This window comes from Actinomadura sp. WMMA1423 (assembly GCF_006547145.1).
GTDB lineage: Bacteria > Actinomycetota > Actinomycetes > Streptosporangiales > Streptosporangiaceae > Spirillospora.
Genome location: NZ_CP041244.1, coordinates 478,314 through 495,247, shown reverse-complemented (window position 1 = coordinate 495,247; position 16,934 = coordinate 478,314). Strand labels below are relative to the sequence as shown.

Below are 16,934 nucleotides of genomic sequence, written 5' to 3'. Positions count from 1 at the left end.
CGCGATGAGGATCTTCTACGACTGCGAGTTCAACGAGGACGGCACGACGATCGACCTCGTGAGCATTGGCCTGGTCGCTGCCGACGGCCGGGAGTTCTACGCCGTCAGCAGCGACTTCGACCGCCGGAAGTTCTTCGCCAACGACTGGCTGGTCGACAACGTGTGGCCGACGCTGCCGCAGCGGCCGGACCCGCCCGGCGTCCGCTGCCGCTGCCTGCACGGGCACCTCGACCTCGAACACCCCGACGTCCGGCCGCGCGCGCAGATCGCCCGCGCCGTCCACGCGTTCATCGCCGCCACGCCCGACCCGCAGCTGTGGGCCTGGTACGGCGCCTACGACCACGTCGTGCTCGCCCAGCTGTGGGGCCCGATGAGCGCGCTGCCGCCCGGCGTCCCGATGTGGACCAACGACCTCAGGCAGGAAGCCGAACGGCTCGGGAACCCGCCCCTGCCCGACCAGCCGGCAGGCGTCCACAACGCCCTGGCCGACGCCCGCCACAACAAGGTCCGCGCCGAGGTCCTCGACCGGCTCAACGCAGAACGGAACCCCGCGAAGTGAAGACGATCATCTGCGCCCTCAACGGCGCCGACGCCGACAAGGCCGCCGACGCCCTCGGCATCGAGCCCGCTGACCGGCTCCACACCCACCAGCTCGACCGCCTCGCCGACGAACCCACGGTCGATGTGACGGTCACGGGCGCGTTCTCGCGGCACCCGGACGCGGGCCAGGTCTGGCAGCAGGTCCGGGACGCGGTGCAGCAGGTCGACGACCCGCCGATCCTGCCGACGCACCCGCCCCTGGTCAACGCCGTCTACACCACGGTGGTCGACCCCCTCACCGTCGACACCCTCACCGCCTTGATCGAGCCTTTCGCGAGCCGCTACGGCCGCACGGTGCCCGTGGCGGACGCCGCCCGCACCTTCGCGGTCGTCCTGGAACGCCAGCGGGTCGCCTACGAGAGCGCGCTCGCCCGCGCGCACGCCGAATGATCCCGACGGTGGTGTGCGCCCCCGGCTACCGCGAGGGTGTGAGGGAGGCGCGCACCCACGGCATCCCTCACGACGCCCTAATCATGGCGGGCGGCGTGCACCGGCTGCGTGGCCTGCTCGGCTTCAACGTCCTGGTGGTCGAGGGATTCAGCCAGCGCCACGACGCGATCGAGACATGGGCACTGCTGCTGCAGCGCGCCGAGCGGAGCCGCGCCAGCTCGGCGGGAAACCTCGTCCTGCCGTTCTGGCCGCCGCCCCACACCCACCTGTACCGCGCGGACGTCGACGACGGCGCGGTGTACGCCCTGACCCGTCTGCTGGAGCCCTTTGCGACCGGCACCCCGCCGATGGTGCCGCTGAACGTGGCTGCCACCGTCGCCGCCGATCTCCTCGAACGGCACACGGTCCGCACCGCGCAGCCTGGGGGCGGTGATGGCGAGCCACGACCAGGAGCCGCAGCCCGACCGTCGTGACCGGCGGGTCGTGGAGGCCGCGGCGGCAGTCCTGGCCGCCGGCCTGACCGCCACCGCCGCGGCGGCAGCGCTGCGCCGGGCACTCCAGCCGCTCCGCCTCGCCGCGGCCGCGATCCGCGCCGCCGTCGACCTGGCCGCCCGCATCCTGCCCGACCGCCCGCCCCGCGCCACCGGCCGCGCCCAGCGGCAGGACCGGCGCGACGCCCACAAGTACCGGGCGTGGTACCTGGTCAACGCGGCCCGCCGCATCCACACCGCGATCAAGACCCGCAGCAGAGGCGAAACCGTCGCCGACGCCGTTCGCAAGGCACTGCGCCCCGAGTCGCGATACCTCCGGCAGCACCTGGCCGCCCAGCAGAACCGGCGCCGCACCGCGATTGAGGTGGACCGCCTCGCCGCCATCTACGGGGACCGGCTCGGCTGGTACGCCGTCCGAGACGGCTCCACCACCGCCGACTGCCGCCACGCCCACGGCCGCGACTTCCTGCTGTCCAAGCCGCCGCGCATCGGGCTGCCCGGCTCGGTCCACTCCCGTTGCCGATGCCGCCCCGGACGCCCTTGGGGCACCCGGCTCCTCACCTAGAAAGGCCACGCATGGACTTCGGCCAGGCCCTCGAACGGCTCCGCGCCGGGGAGAGGCTCACCCGCGAAGGATGGAACGGCAAGGGCATGTTCATCGTGCTCCAGGCCGGCTACCCGCACGGCATCCCCATCAACGCCAACACCGCGCAGGCGACCGGCATCAAGCAGGGCACGGTGTGCCGGTTCCGCCCCTACCTGATGATGCGGACCGTCGACGCCGACTTCGTGCCCTGGGTCGCGTCCCAGACCGACATCCTCGCCACCGACTGGGCCACGGCCTGACCTCACCTGTGAGCTACTCGCGCTCCTGGTCCCGCTCGCCGGGCGGGGATGCCGGGAACGCGCGCGGCTCACCGGTCTCCTTGTCGATGGCCCAGACTGCGTCGACCTCGCCGGCGAGGATGCTGTCGAGCAGCCGGTCGCTGGGCGATACCTCCGGCTCCGGCACCGGCCCGGTCTGGGGGGCCAGACGTCGCCGCCGGTAGTACACCGCCCGCCGCTCACCGTCCCGGCCGCTGGCGTCGCCGGTCACGTCGACGCCTTGGCCATGAGGTCCTCGCCGCGGATCTCCCGGCGGCAGTGCGGGCACAGCGCAGGCAGCTCCAGGCTGCGGCGGCTGCGGGTCTTGGCGTCTTCGGGGAGATCCTTCCGCCGGATCGTCTCCTCGCAGTGCGGGCAGCTCCCCGGCAGTTGCAGGGTGCGGGGTGCCCTGGGGGAGTACTTTCCCCCGGTTCCCTTCGGGCGGCCCGCGCCCGCGCCCTTGCCCGGCTTGCTGGCCTGCCACTCCCGGAAGGTCGACATCCGCCAGAACGGGACCCGCCCGAGCACGGTGTCCTCGCCGGGCATGTCGCCGGCCCTGGCCTGCGGGGTCCCGCGCCGGGCGTTGTGCCTGGACCGGTTCGCCTCGACGGTCGTCTTCTTCACCCCCTGGAGGGCGGCCCACACGTCGATGTTGATGAGGGCCTCGGGGGGGATGTCCGCCGGGTCTGCGGGGATCTCCGCCGGGTCCTGCAAGACAATAATCCCGTCAAGGTTCATGGAGGCAGAATACTGCGCCGCAACTCGCAGGCAGCCCCTGCGGGCCAGTATCGGCCGCGCCGCCCCCGCGCCATGCCTACCGGCCGCCAGCCGGACCTGTGCTCTCATGCCTCTCATCCCTCCTGTCGTGCCCGGTAGCCGGTCACCCGCAGCAGGCAGGGCCCCGCCCCCGCTGAACAGGGGCAGGGCCCTACCGGCTGCCCGAGGTCACCCGTCCTGGGCCACCGCCGGCTGCGCCAGCTTGGCGGCCATCTCCTCGGCCGACATCCGGCCCTGGATGTCGTCGTATCCGAACCGGTCGGTGTGCAGCCGACCTCCTGTCTTTTGTGCCTTGGTCGCGGCCTCCACGGTGAGGACCGCCGTGTGTATTCCGAGGTGCTGCCACGGCACCGTGAGCGTCTTGGGGTTGACGCGGATCACCTCGTACCACCGGCCCCGGTGCAGCGCGAAGTCGCCCGCGGTGAAGTCGCCGGGACCCCACACCTTGGCGCCCTGCTCCTCCAGGCGCTCGACGTGCTCCCGCCAGTAGGCCAGTTGCCCGTCAGTCTGCTCCCGCATGGTCCGCAGCCTCACCACCGCTGGGCTGTCGGGCACCGGCGCGTCCGTACGGCGCAGCATCCGCCGGATCCAGCCCCGCATCCGCTCCGCCCGCCCGCCCGGCTCGGCCTCCACTGCGGCGCGCTCCTGTGCGTCGGCGAGCCGCCGGTCCAGGGCCCGCAGCTCGGCCTCCAGCTTCGCGATCCGCCGCAGCGTGGTCGGGAGCGACTCCCGCCGGTCCTGGTACTTGGCCGCCGCCGCGGACCGCGCCGCCCAGTACTCGCCCCGCTTCATGTCCTTGACCGCGATGCCGTCGCTGCGCCACATCCGGTCGAGGAAGTTGCGGTGCCTCCGTTCGGAGTGGTGACCGACCAGGATCGGCTGCCCCATCGGGATGTGCGACATCCGCTCCCGGTTGTGGGCCCACCGGGCCGCACCGGCCCGGGCAGCGCGTGCGCCCCGCGTCCCGTACCGCTCGGCCCGGTCCTCCGCCCGCTCGTTCCGCTCGGCCTCGGCCTCCGCGAAGTCCCGGCCCCGGGAGGCGTCGTCGACCTCCACCGTGACGGTGTAGCCGGCCTCGCGGAGCCGCCTCTCGGCTTCACGGATCACCACGGTGTTGGACACCCAGTCCCGCGAGTGCGGGAGGTACCAGGCATCCAGGTTCCGGCTGAAGCGGAACCCGCAACCTCCCTTGCCGCCGAGGATCTGCCCGGTCCCGTCACCCCGAGCCGTGCCGTGCACGAGGGTCCCCTCGGCGAGCGTGTGCGTGATTGTGATGGTCATGACGGATGTCTCCTGTCTTCAAAGGGGGGTGGGCCCCGTCCGGGCGGGCGGACGGGGCCCCGGCTTAACGGGGGAGAGGGTCAGGCCGCAGCCTGCTCGGGCGCCTGCTCGCGGGACCGCCGCTTGAACTCGGCGAAGGTGATCCGGCCGTGCTCGCCCCAGAAGGCCACCAGCTCCTCGGACGCGTACTTGCGGGCCCGCGACCACTGCCCGGAGAACAGGCTGTACGGGTCCACCCCGGCCGCCTTCCCAACCCGGTTGAGCAGGTTCCCGCGGGTGTACTCCTCGGCCAGCAGGTACTGCGAATGCACCCAGTCCTGGTAGGCGTCGCGCAGGCCGGCCTCCTTGGCGCGCCGCCTGGCCTGCCGCGTCGCCTTCTGCCGCGCCTTCTCATCGACCTTGTCCCGGCGGTCGGCTTCACGCAGCACCGCGTCGGCCACGAACGAACGCCGGTTCCACCGCTGGAAAAGGTCGGCGAGCTCCTCGTCGGTGAGGGCCTGGAGCCGTTCGGGACGGATGGCGCGGCGGGCGGGGCTGAGCGTGTGCGCCAGCGCGGTCAGGGTGGCCTTGAGCATGATCAGCCTTTCAGGGGGCGGTTAGGAGAGCAGGTCGGTGGTGCCGCAGGGGTCGGGCTCGGGGAACAGCGCGTCCTGCTGGTAGTCGGCCTCCGGGCCGGCCTCGGCGTCGAAGGCGCGCGGTCCCATGTCCAGCCAGGACCGACTCCCGCCGGTCTGGCTTGCCTGGGGCTTCGAGTCAGCTGCCATGGGTCAGACCGCCGTGACGCTGGTCGCGCGCCGGGGGCTGATGCTCCCGCGGTAGCGGATGTACAGCTCGGGGCAGTCCCATCCGGGCTGCTCCACCACTTCGACGACCGTGCCGACCCTCCACTTGCCGGGGTCGAACTCGAAACGGACCTTCCGTCCGACGCTGATCTCGCCCATGTGCTCTCTCCTGGTTCCGTTCCTGCCTTGCTGCCAACACCTCCAAGGTATGGCAATTTAATAATCAAGTCAAGTTAAGCAGGCATGAATATTGGATGCTTGCACACCGCCCCGGCAGGGCCGTCCGGCAGGGCTGCACACCGCCCCGGCAGGGCCGTCCGGCAGGGCTGCACACCGCCCCGGCAGGGCCGTCCGGCAGGGCTGCCACCGCCCCGGCAGGGCCGTCCGGCAGGGCTGCACACCGCCCCGGCAGGGCCGTCCGGCAGGGCTGCACACCGCCCCGGCAGGGCCGTCCGGCAGGGCTGCACACCGCCCCGGCAGGGCCGTCCGGCAGGGCTGCCACCGCCCCGGCAGGGCCGTCCGGCAGGGCTGCACACCGCCCCGGCAGGGCCGTCCGGCAGGGCTGCCACCGCCCCGGCAGGGCCGTCCGGCAGGGCTGCACACCGCCCCGGCAGGGCCGTCCGGCAGGGCTGCACACCGCCCCGGCAGGGCCGTCCGGCAGGGCTGCACACCGCCCCGGCAGGGCCGTCCGGCAGGGCTGCACACCGCCCCGGCAGGGCCGTCCGGCAGGGCTGCACACCGCCCCGGCAGGGCCGTCCGGCAGGGCTGCACACCGCCCCGGCAGGGCCGTCCGGCAGGGCTGCACACCGCCCCGGCAGGGCCGTCCGGCAGGGCTGCACACCGCCCCGGCAGGGCCGTCCGGCAGGGCTGCACACCGCCCCGGCAGGGCCGTCCGGCAGGGCTGCACACCGCCCCGGCAGGGCCGTCCGGCAGGGCTGCACACCGCCCCGGCAGGGCCGTCCGGCAGGGCTGCACACCGCCCCGGCAGGGCCGTCCGGCAGGGCTGCACACCGCCCCGGCAGGGCCGTCCGGCAGGGCTGCACACCGCCCCGGCAGGGCCGTCCGGCAGGGCTGCACACCGCCCCGGCAGGGCCGTCCGGCAGGGCTGCACACCGCCCCGGCAGGGCCGTCCGGCAGGGCTGCACACCGCCCCGGCAGGGCCGTCCGGCAGGGCTGCACACCGCCCCGGCAGGGCCGTCCGGCAGGGCTGCACACCGCCCCGGCAGGGCCGTCCGGCAGCTCTGGACCAGTAGCCGGCACGGTGGCCGTCGCCAGGCATGCAAAACCCCCGGCAGGGTGACCCTGCCGGGGGTGGGAGCCGGTGGCTCAGTCGATGGCGCGGCGGACACCGCTGGGGCTGTTGACCCGGGCGTCCCCGATGTCGGTGTTGCGCCCGTCCTGCCTGCCCTTGGCGATCGCGTCACCGTTCCTGACGCGCTGCGTGCTCAGCTTGCCGGTGTGCGGGAACTTCTGCTTGTACCAGTCGCGGATCCGATCCGCCTCGGTCCGGAGCACCAGGGCGTTGCCGGGGGCTTCGTCGGCCAGTTCGCCGACCCGCGCCCGGATCTTGTCGCCGAGTCCGAGACCGTAGCCGCGGATGTAGTCCCAGACCCACTGGTCGGTCACATCCGCGATCCGGTCCTCGGACCAGTCGCGGTGCTGGCGGCGGAGCTTGGCCTCGTGCTCGTCGCCCGCCTTGTTGGCGGCGCCGACCATCTGAAGCTGCACGCTGGAGATCAGGATCTCGATGCTGGCCAGCAGGGAGCGGGTGCCCACCACGGTCATCTCGCCGCTGTAGGTGTCGCAAAGCGCCTCGGCACCCATGGCCTTGAGCATCGGGTACACGGTCTCGAAGAACACCGTCTCGTGCTCGGTGGGGAGTTCGAGGATGAGCAGGGTGACCTCCTCGGGGGCGTCCCCTCGCGCCGCCCGGATCTGGGCCTCCTCGATGCCCTTGGCCTTCATCAGCTTGGCCGCCTTGGCGGCCAGGGCCTCCGCCTCCTCGCGGGGGGTGTTGGGGTGCTCCGCCTTGTTGAGCAGCGCCCTGATCGTGCCGACGTAGTCCTTGGCCATGTTGGGCCCTCCGGGTAGTGGTGGCCGGGACCGTGTGTCCCTGCCGATGACCAGAACACTATGGCAATCCAATAATCATGTCAAGCTCAACATGGAAAGTAGGCCTTGACCAGGACAGGTACCCGCCGCACCGACCGTGCCACCCCCTGCCGTACCGCATCCCGTCTTTCCGTCATTCCTGGCAACAGGCAGGGCCGCACAAGGGAAACCCTGGGGAAGATGCCGGGACCCCCTTCCGGGCCGCTCCACACCCCCTACGGGGCCGAGAGCCGGAAGGCTCCGATCAACCCTCCACAATCCCAACCAGCCATGATAAGAATATTGACATGCCAGTGATTGAGATTGAGGGAGTCACTCCCTCCGCCACCCTCCGCCAGGAGCTGGCCCAGGCCGGCCGCACGGTCCTGCTCAGCTTCAGCCGCGGCAAGGACTCCCTCGCGGCATGGCTCGCCCTCCGCGACGCCGGCGTCCAGGTGATCCCGTACCACCTGTACCTCGTCCCCGGCCTGCGGTTCGTCGAGGAGAGTCTCGACTACTTCGCGGACTGGTTCGGCTGCGACGAGCCCATCCTGAACCTCCCGCACCCCTCGCTGTACCGGTGGCTGAACGCGCTGACCTTCCAGCCGCCCGAACGCTGCCAGGTCATCGAAGCGGCCAGACTCCCCGAGTACACCTACCGCGAGCTCAACGACCTCGTCCGCCAGCACTACGGCCTGGGCGAGGACGCATGGGTGTGCGACGGAGTCCGCGCCGCGGACTCCCCGAACCGGCGCATGGCCCTGAAATCTCACGGCCCCATCAACACCACCGCCCACACCCAGAAAGTCGTCTGGGACTGGCGCAAGGCCGACGTCATGGGCGCCATCGAAACCGCCGGCGTGCGACTCCCGCCCGACTACCTGTGGTTCGGTCGATCCTTCGACGGCCTCGACCGCCGGTTCCTCGCCCAGATGAAGACCTACGCGCCCGACGACTACCAGCGAGTGCTGGACTGGTTCCCACTCGCAGATACGGATACCTACCGTGCCGATCTCTGACGAGGTGCGCCGCCGCCTGGAGATGCTGTCGGGCCGCGGCGCCACCGCGCCGCCCCCCGCCGACCAGACCGACCAGGCCGAGCCCGACGAACCGCAGATGCGGCCCGGCGACGAGGACGCCACCCCCGAGGAGTTGGAGAAGCGCCAGGGGTTCCGCGACCGCGCCCGCCGCGAGGACGAGCGGTTCCGGCTGGCCACCGACTCCGAGTTCTGGCTCGCCCTGTGCTTCCGCGACCCGCAGGACCCGGCCCGCTTCTGCCGAGCCGCCGGGATCACCCCCGACGGCCGCTACATCTCCGGCCCGCGCCTCGCCGAGGTAGCCGGCAAGACCACCTTCCAGAGCGCCCGCGACCGCGCCAAAGCCCTCCTGGCCGCCCGCGCCCTCCCCGCCACCGGCGAATCGGTCACCGACCGCCTCACCTCCAGCCCGCACCCCGACCCCCTCGCCGGGCTCACCGGCCAGGGCGGCTTCCAGCAGGAATGCCTCGAAGAGCTCACCGCCCTCCGCGAAGCGTTCAACAACACCGACCCCGCTCCCACCAGCGTCCTGGACTCCCCGCACTGGATCGCCGTGGTGTTCCCCTCCCGCGAAGCCAAGGAACAGTTCCTCGCCGACACCGGCCTGGACATCCTCGGCGACAAGTACCTCGACGGCCACCAGGCCGCGAGCACCCTGAAGATCCGCCTAGGGAAGTGAGGTCCCTGATGCGAAACCGCATCCGCAACGCCTTCGCCGGCCTCCGTCGGCGAGGCAGCGGCGACAGCACGCCGCCGCCGTCCCGTCGCGCCGCGTCGCCCGGCCGAGGCAGGGCGTCGGGCACCTAACTCGATGCCCAAGCGCGGCACCAGACCGCCCACTGCCCCCCAGGCAGAGGCAGCCGCGCTGGAGCTGGTCGACGGGGACACCCAATCCCAACCCGGGCCCGTCCCCGTCGACCCGCCCGAGTGGCTGTCCGAAGACGCCACAACGCTGTGGCACACCTTCGCGCCGCACACAGCCCCCGGAACACTCACCCCAGGCACGGCCTCCGCTTTCGCGCTCTACTGCAACGCGCTGGCCACCTACGCCGAGGCCGACCAGATGGTCCAAACCGCCGGTGTACTCATCGCCGATGGCCAAGGACTGGCACCCAACCCAGCCCTAGCCATCCGCGACCGCGCCGACACCACCATCCACCGATGGGCCAACCTGTTCGGCCTCCTCCCAGACCCCCGCACCGCAGCACCAGCCGGCACCGACCGGCCACGGACGCTGCCCCACCTGGTAGAGGGGTGAGACCGTGTGCCTCCACGTATCGACGACGACACCCGAGCCAAGATCCTCAAGGACATCAAGGCCGGGAAGCTCGCACGCAACGCCATAGCGCGCAAGCACCACGTCAGCGTCGGCACCGTCACCAACATCGCCAAAGCCGCCGGACTCACGCGTGCATTTGACCGGTCAAACCACAAAACCGCGCGTGCGCGCGAGGCCAAGAAGTTCGACGCAGAGGCGGCCCGCGCCCAGCTCCTCATCGACCTGTACGCCGACGCCCAACGGTTTCGGCGACGGGCATGGGAGCCCTACACCCAGATCGTGTCGGGGCCAGCCGGCACGGAACTGGTCACCACGAAGCTTCCACCGCTTCGTGATCAGCAGGCCGCTTACACCGCGTTGGCGATTGCGGTCGACAAGGCGATGAAGCTCGAAGCCGCGAACACCGGCGACGGCGCCCAGCAGGGCAAGACGATGATCGGGGACCTCCGGGCAGCGCTCGGTTTGACCTACGACGCGATCGAAGCCCAAGAGGCACAGGAAGCGCACGGAGACGGGGACGCGCCGGCGGAACCCTAGCGGGGGAGCCACCGGCAACACGCCCATTCCCAACCTTGATGGAGGGTGCCGGGTTTCCGCAGGTCGCATCCGAGCCGCCTGCGGAAACCCGGCACCCAGCGCCCTCGCGGGGAGCTGTTCGGCGCCGCGTTCGGCCCGGGGCACCGCTCACCGTCTGACCGCTGCGCCAGGACGGGGGTGTCAGTGCCGGCCGCTGTCGACCTGGAGCGCGTCACGGGAGTGATGTCCCGCAAGCAGATCCGCTCGATCATCGAGTCCGAGCGGGTGAAGATTTCGCTGTGGGAAGGCGCCGTCTCCTCCGGGAAGACGATCGCCTCCTTGGTGGCGTTCCTGATCGCGGTCGCGCAGGCCCCCGAGAACGGGCTGATCTTCTGCGTGGGCCGCACCCTCCAGACGGTCGAGCGGAACATCATCGAGGTGCTGATGCAGCCGGCCGGACCGTTCGGGCCGCTCGCCAAGTACGTCGAGCACACCCGCGGCTCGACCGTCGCGCACATCTTCGGCCGCACTGTCCACCTCGTCGGCGCGTCCGACGTCCGCGCGGAGGGCCGCATTCGAGGCGCGACCGCCGGGCTGATCTACATCGACGAAGCGACCCTCATCCCCGAGTCGTTCTGGACGATGTGCCTGTCTCGTATCCGCGTGCCGGGTGCACGCCTGTTGGCGACCACGAACCCCGACGGGCCGAGCCACTGGCTGCGGAAGCGGTTCATGCTCCGCGAGAATTCGTTGAACATGCGGTCCTGGCACTTCGTGCTGGACGACAACCCGTTCCTCGCACAAGAGTTCAAGGACGACCTGCGCCGCGAGCACGTCGGCCTGTGGTTCCGCCGCTTCATCCTCGGTGAGTGGTGCGTCGCGGAGGGCAGCGTCTACGACATGTGGGACCAGGACCGGCATGTCGTGTCCGCGCTGCCCGAGATCGTGATGTGGCCCGCCTGCGGGATTGACTACGGCACGAGCAACCCGTTCGCGGCCGAGATGATCGGGCTGGGTGTCGACGGCCGCCTCTACCTGACCAACGAGTGGCGGTACGAGGCCAAGGTCACCCGCCGACAGCTCACCGACCCCGAGTACTCGGCGCGGCTGCGGGACTGGGCGGCGAACCTCCCCGTCCCCGGCCTGGCCACCCGCGGGGTCCAGCCGCGCTACTGGGTGGTCGACCCGTCCGCCGCGTCGTTCATCACGCAGCTGTACCGCGACAAGGTCCGCCCCACCCTGGCCGACAACGCGGTCTTGGACGGGATCCGGCTCGTGTCGTCCCTGCTCGCCGCGGACCTGCTCCGCGTGCACGAGTCCTGCAAGGGCTGGATCGAGGAAGCCCCCGCCTACACCTGGGACCCCGACCAGGCCGAGAAAGGCATCGACGCCCCGATCAAGGCCGAGGACCACTCGCTGGACGCTGGCCGGTACGGGCTGAAGACCACCGAGTTCTTGTGGCGCCCGCACCTCGTGCTCGCAGCCTAAACGGGGCGTGGGGGAGAGTTCAGCGGAAGGTTAAGGTCGCTGGCGTACTTCGGTCAGAACTTGGGCCGTGGGACGGTAGACCCAGGAAGGTCAAAAGATGTAGTCACTTTGGGCTACGTGAAACGCTTCACTAGCGTTGACTGTCGGGGTTGTTTGGTAGAACCTAGTTATGCACGGGCGGTCGTCTGCCACTGGAAACACTGGCACCCGCGAGAGCGGCTTAAGCCGGCCGACGTGCTCAGAGGGCCGCCACCCACGGGTAGGCGGCCTTCGTGCTTGAGCACCACGGGTGCATCTTGAGCCCGTATGACGTCAAGTTCTCGCCTCGGCGGTAGAGACGCTCTGAGAAGTTCTCCAGGTAGCGGCGTTCTGTGTTGCCGTAGTGATCGGGCTCGAAGGCAGCGAAGGTGGCAGACGCCGCTAGATCCGCCAGCTGGAGGAACTCCAAGCGCTGCGGCTGGTCGAGCTGCCCGCCGCGAGGGTCGAGCGCCGTCCAGGCGATCTTGCAGTCCGGATCCGCTCGCAGCAGCCGTTCATACTCGCGCAGCTTTTCCATCCTGAACCGGATCACGTGCGCGAGGGTGTAGGACGACTGCCGACTCCGGTCCCGAGCATGCCAGGAGAGACGCTCCAGCAAGTAGCGCACCGTGTACAGGTAGGCGAGATCGTCATCGATCCCTTCGATGCCTTGCGTGATGTGCCGCTTGCACACGACCACGCTGGAGATGGTGAGCCACGGCTGCTGGCCGAGGACCTGCGAGGCGTGCAGACGTAGCGAGTGCCCGCGGAGGTTCTTCCAGGTGAGGTGATCGTCAGGACGTCGCCCGAGATCCACTCGGAGCTTGGCGAGGCAGTCAGAGGCCTCGGCCAGATGCTCGTCATCGATGATGACCGCGGACATGACGAAGTGGTCGCTGGACTTGGGGGTCCGGGATCGCTGTCCAGCCTCGTCCATGAACGCAAGCGTTCGCCCCTGGGGCGCGACGGGGTCTTGTGCCGTCGTGTGCATGGGATGCTCACCTGCTTGATCGTGCCCTCGCTTTTCAGCGCATCGATCATTCCACGTCCCCCGCGACGGCCCCCACTTACTTACCACGGAGCGTTACCGCAGGTAACACTCATCTGAGCAGGAACAAACCGGACTTACCGCCCTGAGTCAGGGCTGCAAGTGGGCGTGTCCAGTGCATGGAGCGACTGTCCGTTACACAGCGTCCGCAATCGAACACGCGACAGCGTGTAAAATTCCTGGTCGCGTCGGCGTGTCGCGATCTTGTGAACTTCGGATCGTGAATCGGATGTCCTGAATCCAGGCAACGGCAACCCGGTAGCGCTCGCCTGGGGGACCGGGGAACATGCCGGGGACTGCTGCCCCGCTAAGCCTGACGAAGACCTCCCAGCAGACGAGGCACGGGGCGGGCCCTCGTCGAGCGATGGGGGTACGCACAGCCGACCCAGACAACGCATCCGCCAGCCCGCGCAGCAGCTCGCGCCGATGCCACCTGCGGAATCGCGCCACCCGCTGAACCCTTGCGGCCTCACCAGGCCCCGAGCTACGAAAGGGGGCCTGATCTCGCATGCCCGACGTGTGGCCGCCTCCCGAGCTGGTGCCCGTCCACGACCGCATGGCCATTTGGTCCGCGTGGTGGACCGGGGAACCGGACGACCTCGAGTACGTGTACGGCGGAACCGGCGCGGCCGCGGTCCGGCCGCCGAACTGGCCGCGCCGCCGCCCCCTGAACCGGCCATCTCAGTACCGGGGAGGCATCGTCGGGGCGCTCGCCCGGATGTTCTGGGGCCGCCCCACTCCCGAAGGAGAGACGCGGTCCAAGCTGCACATGCCGATCGCCTCGGACATCGCCGTCGTCAGCGCGAACCTGCTGTTCGCTGACCCCCTCACGCTCAAGACCGATCATGCAGCGACCACGGAGCGGCTCCAGGAGTTCCAGGACGACGGGATGCAGGCCACCCTCCGCGAGGCGGCCGAGACCGCATCCGCGCTCGGCGGCGTCTACCTGCGGACGTCCTGGGACCGAGACATCGCCGACCAGCCCTGGCTCAGCGTCGTCCAGCCCGACTGCGCCATCCCGACCTTCCGGTACGGGCGGCTGCGGAAGGTGCAGTTCTGGACGGTGATCGCCGACGACGGGCAGCAGAGCGTCGTCCGGCACCTGGAGACCCACGAGCCGGGCGTGATCCGCCACCAGGTGTACGAGGGCACCCCCACCAGCCTCGGCAGGCTCGCGTCGCTCGGCGACTACGGGGACACCGCACCGCTCGCCGGCCTGGTCGAGGACGGCGACGCGATCCCGACCGGCATCGACCTGCTGACCGTCGGCTACATCCCGAACATCAGACCCAACCGGATCTGGCGGAACCTGCCGGAGGGCGTGAGCCTGGGCCGGTCGGACTACCAGGGTGTCGAGCCGTTCATGGACGCCCTGGACGAGGCGTGGACGAGTTGGATGCGCGACATCCGGCTCGGCAAGGCCCGCATCATGGCCGACCGGGCGCTGCTCGAATCGGAGGGCCGCGGACAGGGCGCCTACCTCGACTTGGACCGCGAGGTGTTCACGCCGGTCGAGATCCCCCCGATGTCGGGGCAGCAGCTGATCAACGAGGTCCAGTTCGCGATTCGGGTGCAGGAGCACCAGGACACCACGCAGTCGCTGCTGGAGACGATCGTCCGGTCCGCCGGCTACTCGGCCCAGTCGTTCGGGCTGGTGGCCGACACGGCGCTGACCGCGACCGAGGTCCAGGCCCGCAAGGAACAGTCGTTCCAGACCAAAGCCCACAAGATCAACTATGTGCGGCCGGTCCTCGCGCACATGAACCACACGATGCTCGCCATCGAGGAGAGCGTGTTCGAGCGGCGCGGACTGCGCCCCCAGCCTCCGAGCATCGAGTGGGCGCCCGGCATCACCCCCGACCCCGCCGACACTGCACAGACGGTGTCCCTGCTGGTGTCCGCCCGCGCCGTGTCACTGCGGACGCGGGTGGAGATGGTCCACCCCGACTGGGACGAGCCCCGCGTGCTGCAGGAGGTCGAGCGGATCAAGGCCGAGGTGCCCTCGCCGCTTGACCAGCTCCCCGCCGCCCGCGACGCCGGCGACGCCCCGCCCCGCCGCCCCGCGCCCGCCCGGCACACCGGCGGCGAGGACGACCCCGAACCCGCAGGCTCCCGAGCCTGAACTCCCCGGAAAGCGGGGCCGCCTGGCGCGGCCCCGAACCCCATCCAGAGACAGGCCCGACTGGCGCGGGCCGGTGTCTCGCGTGCCCTGGAGGCATCCCTGCATGAACACCACCACCACGGCGGTCACCCTGCCGGACGTGTCGGCCCTGCCCATCCACGACCGCACCGGGCTCCGTGCGGTCGGCGTACTGCCCTCCGGCCGGATCGTGTGGCCGGTCCTGGGCGGCGCGGAGGACGACGGCGGCGGCCAGGATGACAACAGCGGCCAGGACGACCGCGACACCGGCGGCCAGGGCGGCGGCAATGGCGAAGGCCAGGACGACGACGATGACGGCGACGCGGACCGGGACGACCCGGACGACGACGGCAACGACGACGACCGCGCCGGCAAGGACCGGGACACGGGCCGGCGCCGCAACCGCCGCAGCGACCCGGACAAGACCGCCCGCACCGTCGCCGCGATCCGCGAGGACTACAAGCAGGAGCGGACCAAGCGGCAGCAGGCGGAGAAGGGCCAGGCCGCGCTGCAAAAGCAGCTCGACGACATCCAGGCCGCGCAGGCCAAGCAGATGGACGCCCTGGCCAAGGCCCTCGGCCTGAAGAAGGACGACACCCCGCCCTCCCCGGAAGAGGTCGCCAAGGACCTCACCACCCGGCTGGAGGCGGCGAACACCGAAACCGAGAACGAACGCAAGCGCGCCGACACCTACATGGACAAGCACCGCGACGCGGCAACGCAGCTGGCGGTGTACCTCGCGGCCGACGACCACGACGGCAACCCGCGGGCGCTGCTGGACAGCGCCCGATTCCTGAAGAGCGTCGCCGGGCTGGACCCGGACGCCGACGACTTCAGCGAAAAGATCGCCGAGGCGATCAAGACCGCCGTCGACAAGAACGACCGGCTCCGCAAGGCCAAGCCGCGCGGCGCGGACCGCTCCGGCGGCGAGATGAACACCGGCGCCAAGCCGGCACGCAGGCGGCCCGCCTCCATGAGCGAGGCCCTCAACAAGCACTACAGCCAGGGCAAGTAGCCCCCACCTCCGGGGGCGCGCGAACGCCTGGCCTGTGAACCGAAGGAGAACACCGTGCCCGTAACCCTCGCCCAGGCGCAGGTGAACGCGGACGCCGACGTCAACTACATGGTCATCGACAACTTCCGGCGCTACTCGTGGCTGCTGGACCAGATGGTCTGGGACGACACGGTCACGCCCGGCACCGGCGGCGGCTCGTCCCTCACCTACGCCTACACGCGGCTGATCGAGGCCGCCCCGGCGAACTTCCGCCGGCTGAACACCGAGTACACGCCCGGCCAGGCCAAGCGCCAGCGGTTCAGCGTGGACCTCGTGCCGCTCGGTGGCGCGGTCACCATCGACCGGGTCATCGCCCGGCTCGGCAACCCCGCCACGACCGAGGTGAACTTCCAGATGCAGCAGCTGCTCGCAAGCACCCGCGGGCGGTTCCAGCAGGCGCTCATCCTCGGCGACCCGGCCACGCAGGAGGACGTCGACGGCTTCGACGGCCTCGACCGCGCCCTCACCGGCACCGCCACCGAGTACTTCCCGGGCGGCGCCGCGATGTACACCGACTGGACGTCCGCGTCGGTGGACACCGCCGACAAGGCCCTGACGAAGCTGGACGAGTTCGACGACTTCCTGTCCCGCCTCGTCCCGTCCACGGTCGGGTCGATCGACCTGGGAGCGCCCGGCGCGCTCCCGCCCGGCGTCCGCGCGATCCTCGGCAACACCCGCTCCATCACGCGGATCAAGTCCATGGCGCGCCGCGCCGGGCAGTTCACCGAGTCCAAGGACGACCTCGGCCGCCAGATCCAGACCTACGGGCCGTGGGTCCTGGTGGACATCGGCGACCGCCTCGACGGGGCCTCGCCGATCATCCCGATCGAGGCCCGCGACCCCGACGGCGCCGGCGGCGGCTCGGTCGTGTCGGGGCTGACCGAGATCTACGCCGTGTGCTTCGGCATGGACTCCTTCCACGGCGCGTCCATGGCCGGCGTGCCGCTGGTCGAGACGTGGCTGCCGGACTACACCACCAGCGGCGCGGTCAAGTCCGGCGAGGTCGAGTTCGGCCCCGTCGCGCCGGTGCTCAAGAACACCAGGGCCTGCGGCGTGTTCCGGAACGTGAAGGTCTGAC

At 70.8% G+C, this 16,934-nt stretch carries 21 protein-coding genes; 13 read left to right on the top strand and 8 right to left on the bottom strand.

The window, feature by feature from the left end; all coding sequences use genetic code 11:
- Nucleotides 1–4 precede the first annotated feature (4 nt).
- From FKD65_RS02480 to FKD65_RS02460, 5 genes are read left to right on the top strand one after another with little or no spacing between them, the layout of a single operon-like run.
- Complete coding sequence (locus FKD65_RS02480; protein ID WP_141575905.1) at nucleotides 5–559, top strand: 3'-5' exoribonuclease; 555 nt, start codon at nucleotides 5–7, stop codon at nucleotides 557–559.
- Nucleotides 556–990, top strand: coding sequence for a hypothetical protein (locus tag FKD65_RS02475; protein ID WP_141575903.1), 435 nt, complete (start codon nucleotides 556–558; stop codon nucleotides 988–990). Before FKD65_RS02480 ends, FKD65_RS02475 begins: the two co-directional genes overlap by 4 nt.
- Nucleotides 991–998: 8 nt before the next feature.
- Entirely contained in the window at nucleotides 999–1,463 is a 465-nt protein-coding gene (locus FKD65_RS02470; protein WP_141575901.1) for a hypothetical protein, read from the top strand.
- On the top strand, nucleotides 1,423–2,046 hold the full coding sequence (locus tag FKD65_RS02465; RefSeq protein WP_141575898.1) for a hypothetical protein: 624 nt from the start codon (nucleotides 1,423–1,425) through the stop codon (nucleotides 2,044–2,046). Before FKD65_RS02470 ends, FKD65_RS02465 begins: the two co-directional genes overlap by 41 nt.
- Before the next feature lie 11 nt (nucleotides 2,047–2,057).
- Nucleotides 2,058–2,327: a DUF2829 domain-containing protein gene (locus FKD65_RS02460; RefSeq protein WP_141575896.1), complete on the top strand. Its 270-nt coding sequence runs from the start codon at nucleotides 2,058–2,060 to the stop codon at nucleotides 2,325–2,327.
- Between the two features lie 13 nt (nucleotides 2,328–2,340).
- On the opposite strand, the gene FKD65_RS02455 is transcribed toward FKD65_RS02460, so the two are convergent.
- From FKD65_RS02455 to FKD65_RS02435, 7 genes are all read right to left on the bottom strand, one after another.
- Nucleotides 2,341–2,577, bottom strand: coding sequence for a hypothetical protein (locus tag FKD65_RS02455; RefSeq protein ID WP_141575894.1), 237 nt, complete (start codon nucleotides 2,575–2,577; stop codon nucleotides 2,341–2,343).
- Entirely contained in the window at nucleotides 2,574–3,083 is a 510-nt protein-coding gene (locus FKD65_RS02450; RefSeq protein ID WP_141575892.1) for a hypothetical protein, read from the bottom strand. The genes FKD65_RS02455 and FKD65_RS02450 overlap by 4 nt, the downstream gene beginning before the upstream one ends.
- A 207-nt stretch (nucleotides 3,084–3,290) precedes the next feature.
- Nucleotides 3,291–4,403, bottom strand: a complete 1,113-nt coding sequence (locus FKD65_RS02445) for a DUF3560 domain-containing protein (protein WP_141575890.1) — start codon at nucleotides 4,401–4,403, stop codon at nucleotides 3,291–3,293.
- 80 nt (nucleotides 4,404–4,483) lie between these two features.
- Nucleotides 4,484–4,978, bottom strand: coding sequence for a hypothetical protein (locus FKD65_RS02440; protein WP_141575887.1), 495 nt, complete (start codon nucleotides 4,976–4,978; stop codon nucleotides 4,484–4,486).
- Between the two features lie 21 nt (nucleotides 4,979–4,999).
- Nucleotides 5,000–5,167, bottom strand: a complete 168-nt coding sequence (locus FKD65_RS43890; protein WP_168220913.1) for a hypothetical protein — start codon at nucleotides 5,165–5,167, stop codon at nucleotides 5,000–5,002.
- 3 nt (nucleotides 5,168–5,170) lie between these two features.
- Nucleotides 5,171–5,344 carry a hypothetical protein gene (locus FKD65_RS43885; RefSeq protein WP_168220912.1) on the bottom strand — a complete coding sequence of 58 codons (174 nt, stop codon included), beginning with the start codon at nucleotides 5,342–5,344 and terminating at the stop codon, nucleotides 5,171–5,173.
- A gap of 1,167 nt (nucleotides 5,345–6,511) precedes the next feature.
- On the bottom strand, nucleotides 6,512–7,258 hold the full coding sequence (locus FKD65_RS02435; protein WP_141575885.1) for a DUF2786 domain-containing protein: 747 nt from the start codon (nucleotides 7,256–7,258) through the stop codon (nucleotides 6,512–6,514).
- A gap of 326 nt (nucleotides 7,259–7,584) precedes the next feature.
- Between FKD65_RS02435 and FKD65_RS02430 the strand changes: the two genes are divergently transcribed.
- The 5 genes from FKD65_RS02430 (at nucleotide 7,585) to FKD65_RS02410 (ending at nucleotide 11,596) form a co-directional block, all read left to right on the top strand.
- Nucleotides 7,585–8,295 carry a phosphoadenosine phosphosulfate reductase gene (locus FKD65_RS02430; protein WP_141575883.1) on the top strand — a complete coding sequence of 237 codons (711 nt, stop codon included), beginning with the start codon at nucleotides 7,585–7,587 and terminating at the stop codon, nucleotides 8,293–8,295.
- Nucleotides 8,282–8,992, top strand: coding sequence for a hypothetical protein (locus tag FKD65_RS02425; RefSeq protein ID WP_141575881.1), 711 nt, complete (start codon nucleotides 8,282–8,284; stop codon nucleotides 8,990–8,992). Before FKD65_RS02430 ends, FKD65_RS02425 begins: the two co-directional genes overlap by 14 nt.
- A 132-nt stretch (nucleotides 8,993–9,124) precedes the next feature.
- Entirely contained in the window at nucleotides 9,125–9,571 is a 447-nt protein-coding gene (locus FKD65_RS02420; RefSeq protein ID WP_141575878.1) for a P27 family phage terminase small subunit, read from the top strand.
- Nucleotides 9,572–9,577: 6 nt separating this feature from the next.
- Nucleotides 9,578–10,129 carry a hypothetical protein gene (locus tag FKD65_RS02415; protein WP_141575876.1) on the top strand — a complete coding sequence of 184 codons (552 nt, stop codon included), beginning with the start codon at nucleotides 9,578–9,580 and terminating at the stop codon, nucleotides 10,127–10,129.
- A 183-nt stretch (nucleotides 10,130–10,312) separates the two neighbouring features.
- On the top strand, nucleotides 10,313–11,596 hold the full coding sequence (locus FKD65_RS02410; protein ID WP_205718517.1) for a PBSX family phage terminase large subunit: 1,284 nt from the start codon (nucleotides 10,313–10,315) through the stop codon (nucleotides 11,594–11,596).
- A gap of 238 nt (nucleotides 11,597–11,834) precedes the next feature.
- Here FKD65_RS02410 and FKD65_RS02405 read toward each other — a convergent pair whose 3' ends face one another.
- The gene (locus FKD65_RS02405; protein WP_168220911.1) at nucleotides 11,835–12,551 is read right to left on the bottom strand and encodes a DUF3800 domain-containing protein; all 717 of its coding nucleotides are present in this window, start codon (nucleotides 12,549–12,551) and stop codon (nucleotides 11,835–11,837) included.
- A gap of 619 nt (nucleotides 12,552–13,170) precedes the next feature.
- On the opposite strand from FKD65_RS02405, the gene FKD65_RS02400 reads away from it, so the two are divergent.
- The 3 genes from FKD65_RS02400 (at nucleotide 13,171) to FKD65_RS02390 (ending at nucleotide 16,933) form a co-directional block, all read left to right on the top strand.
- Nucleotides 13,171–14,784, top strand: coding sequence for a phage portal protein (locus tag FKD65_RS02400; protein ID WP_141575871.1), 1,614 nt, complete (start codon nucleotides 13,171–13,173; stop codon nucleotides 14,782–14,784).
- Nucleotides 14,785–14,887: 103 nt separating this feature from the next.
- Nucleotides 14,888–15,817 (top strand): hypothetical protein, encoded by a 930-nt coding sequence (locus FKD65_RS02395; protein WP_141575869.1) that lies wholly within the window; start codon nucleotides 14,888–14,890, stop codon nucleotides 15,815–15,817.
- A gap of 54 nt (nucleotides 15,818–15,871) precedes the next feature.
- Nucleotides 15,872–16,933, top strand: coding sequence for a major capsid protein (locus tag FKD65_RS02390; RefSeq protein WP_141575867.1), 1,062 nt, complete (start codon nucleotides 15,872–15,874; stop codon nucleotides 16,931–16,933).
- Nucleotide 16,934 lies beyond the last annotated feature (1 nt).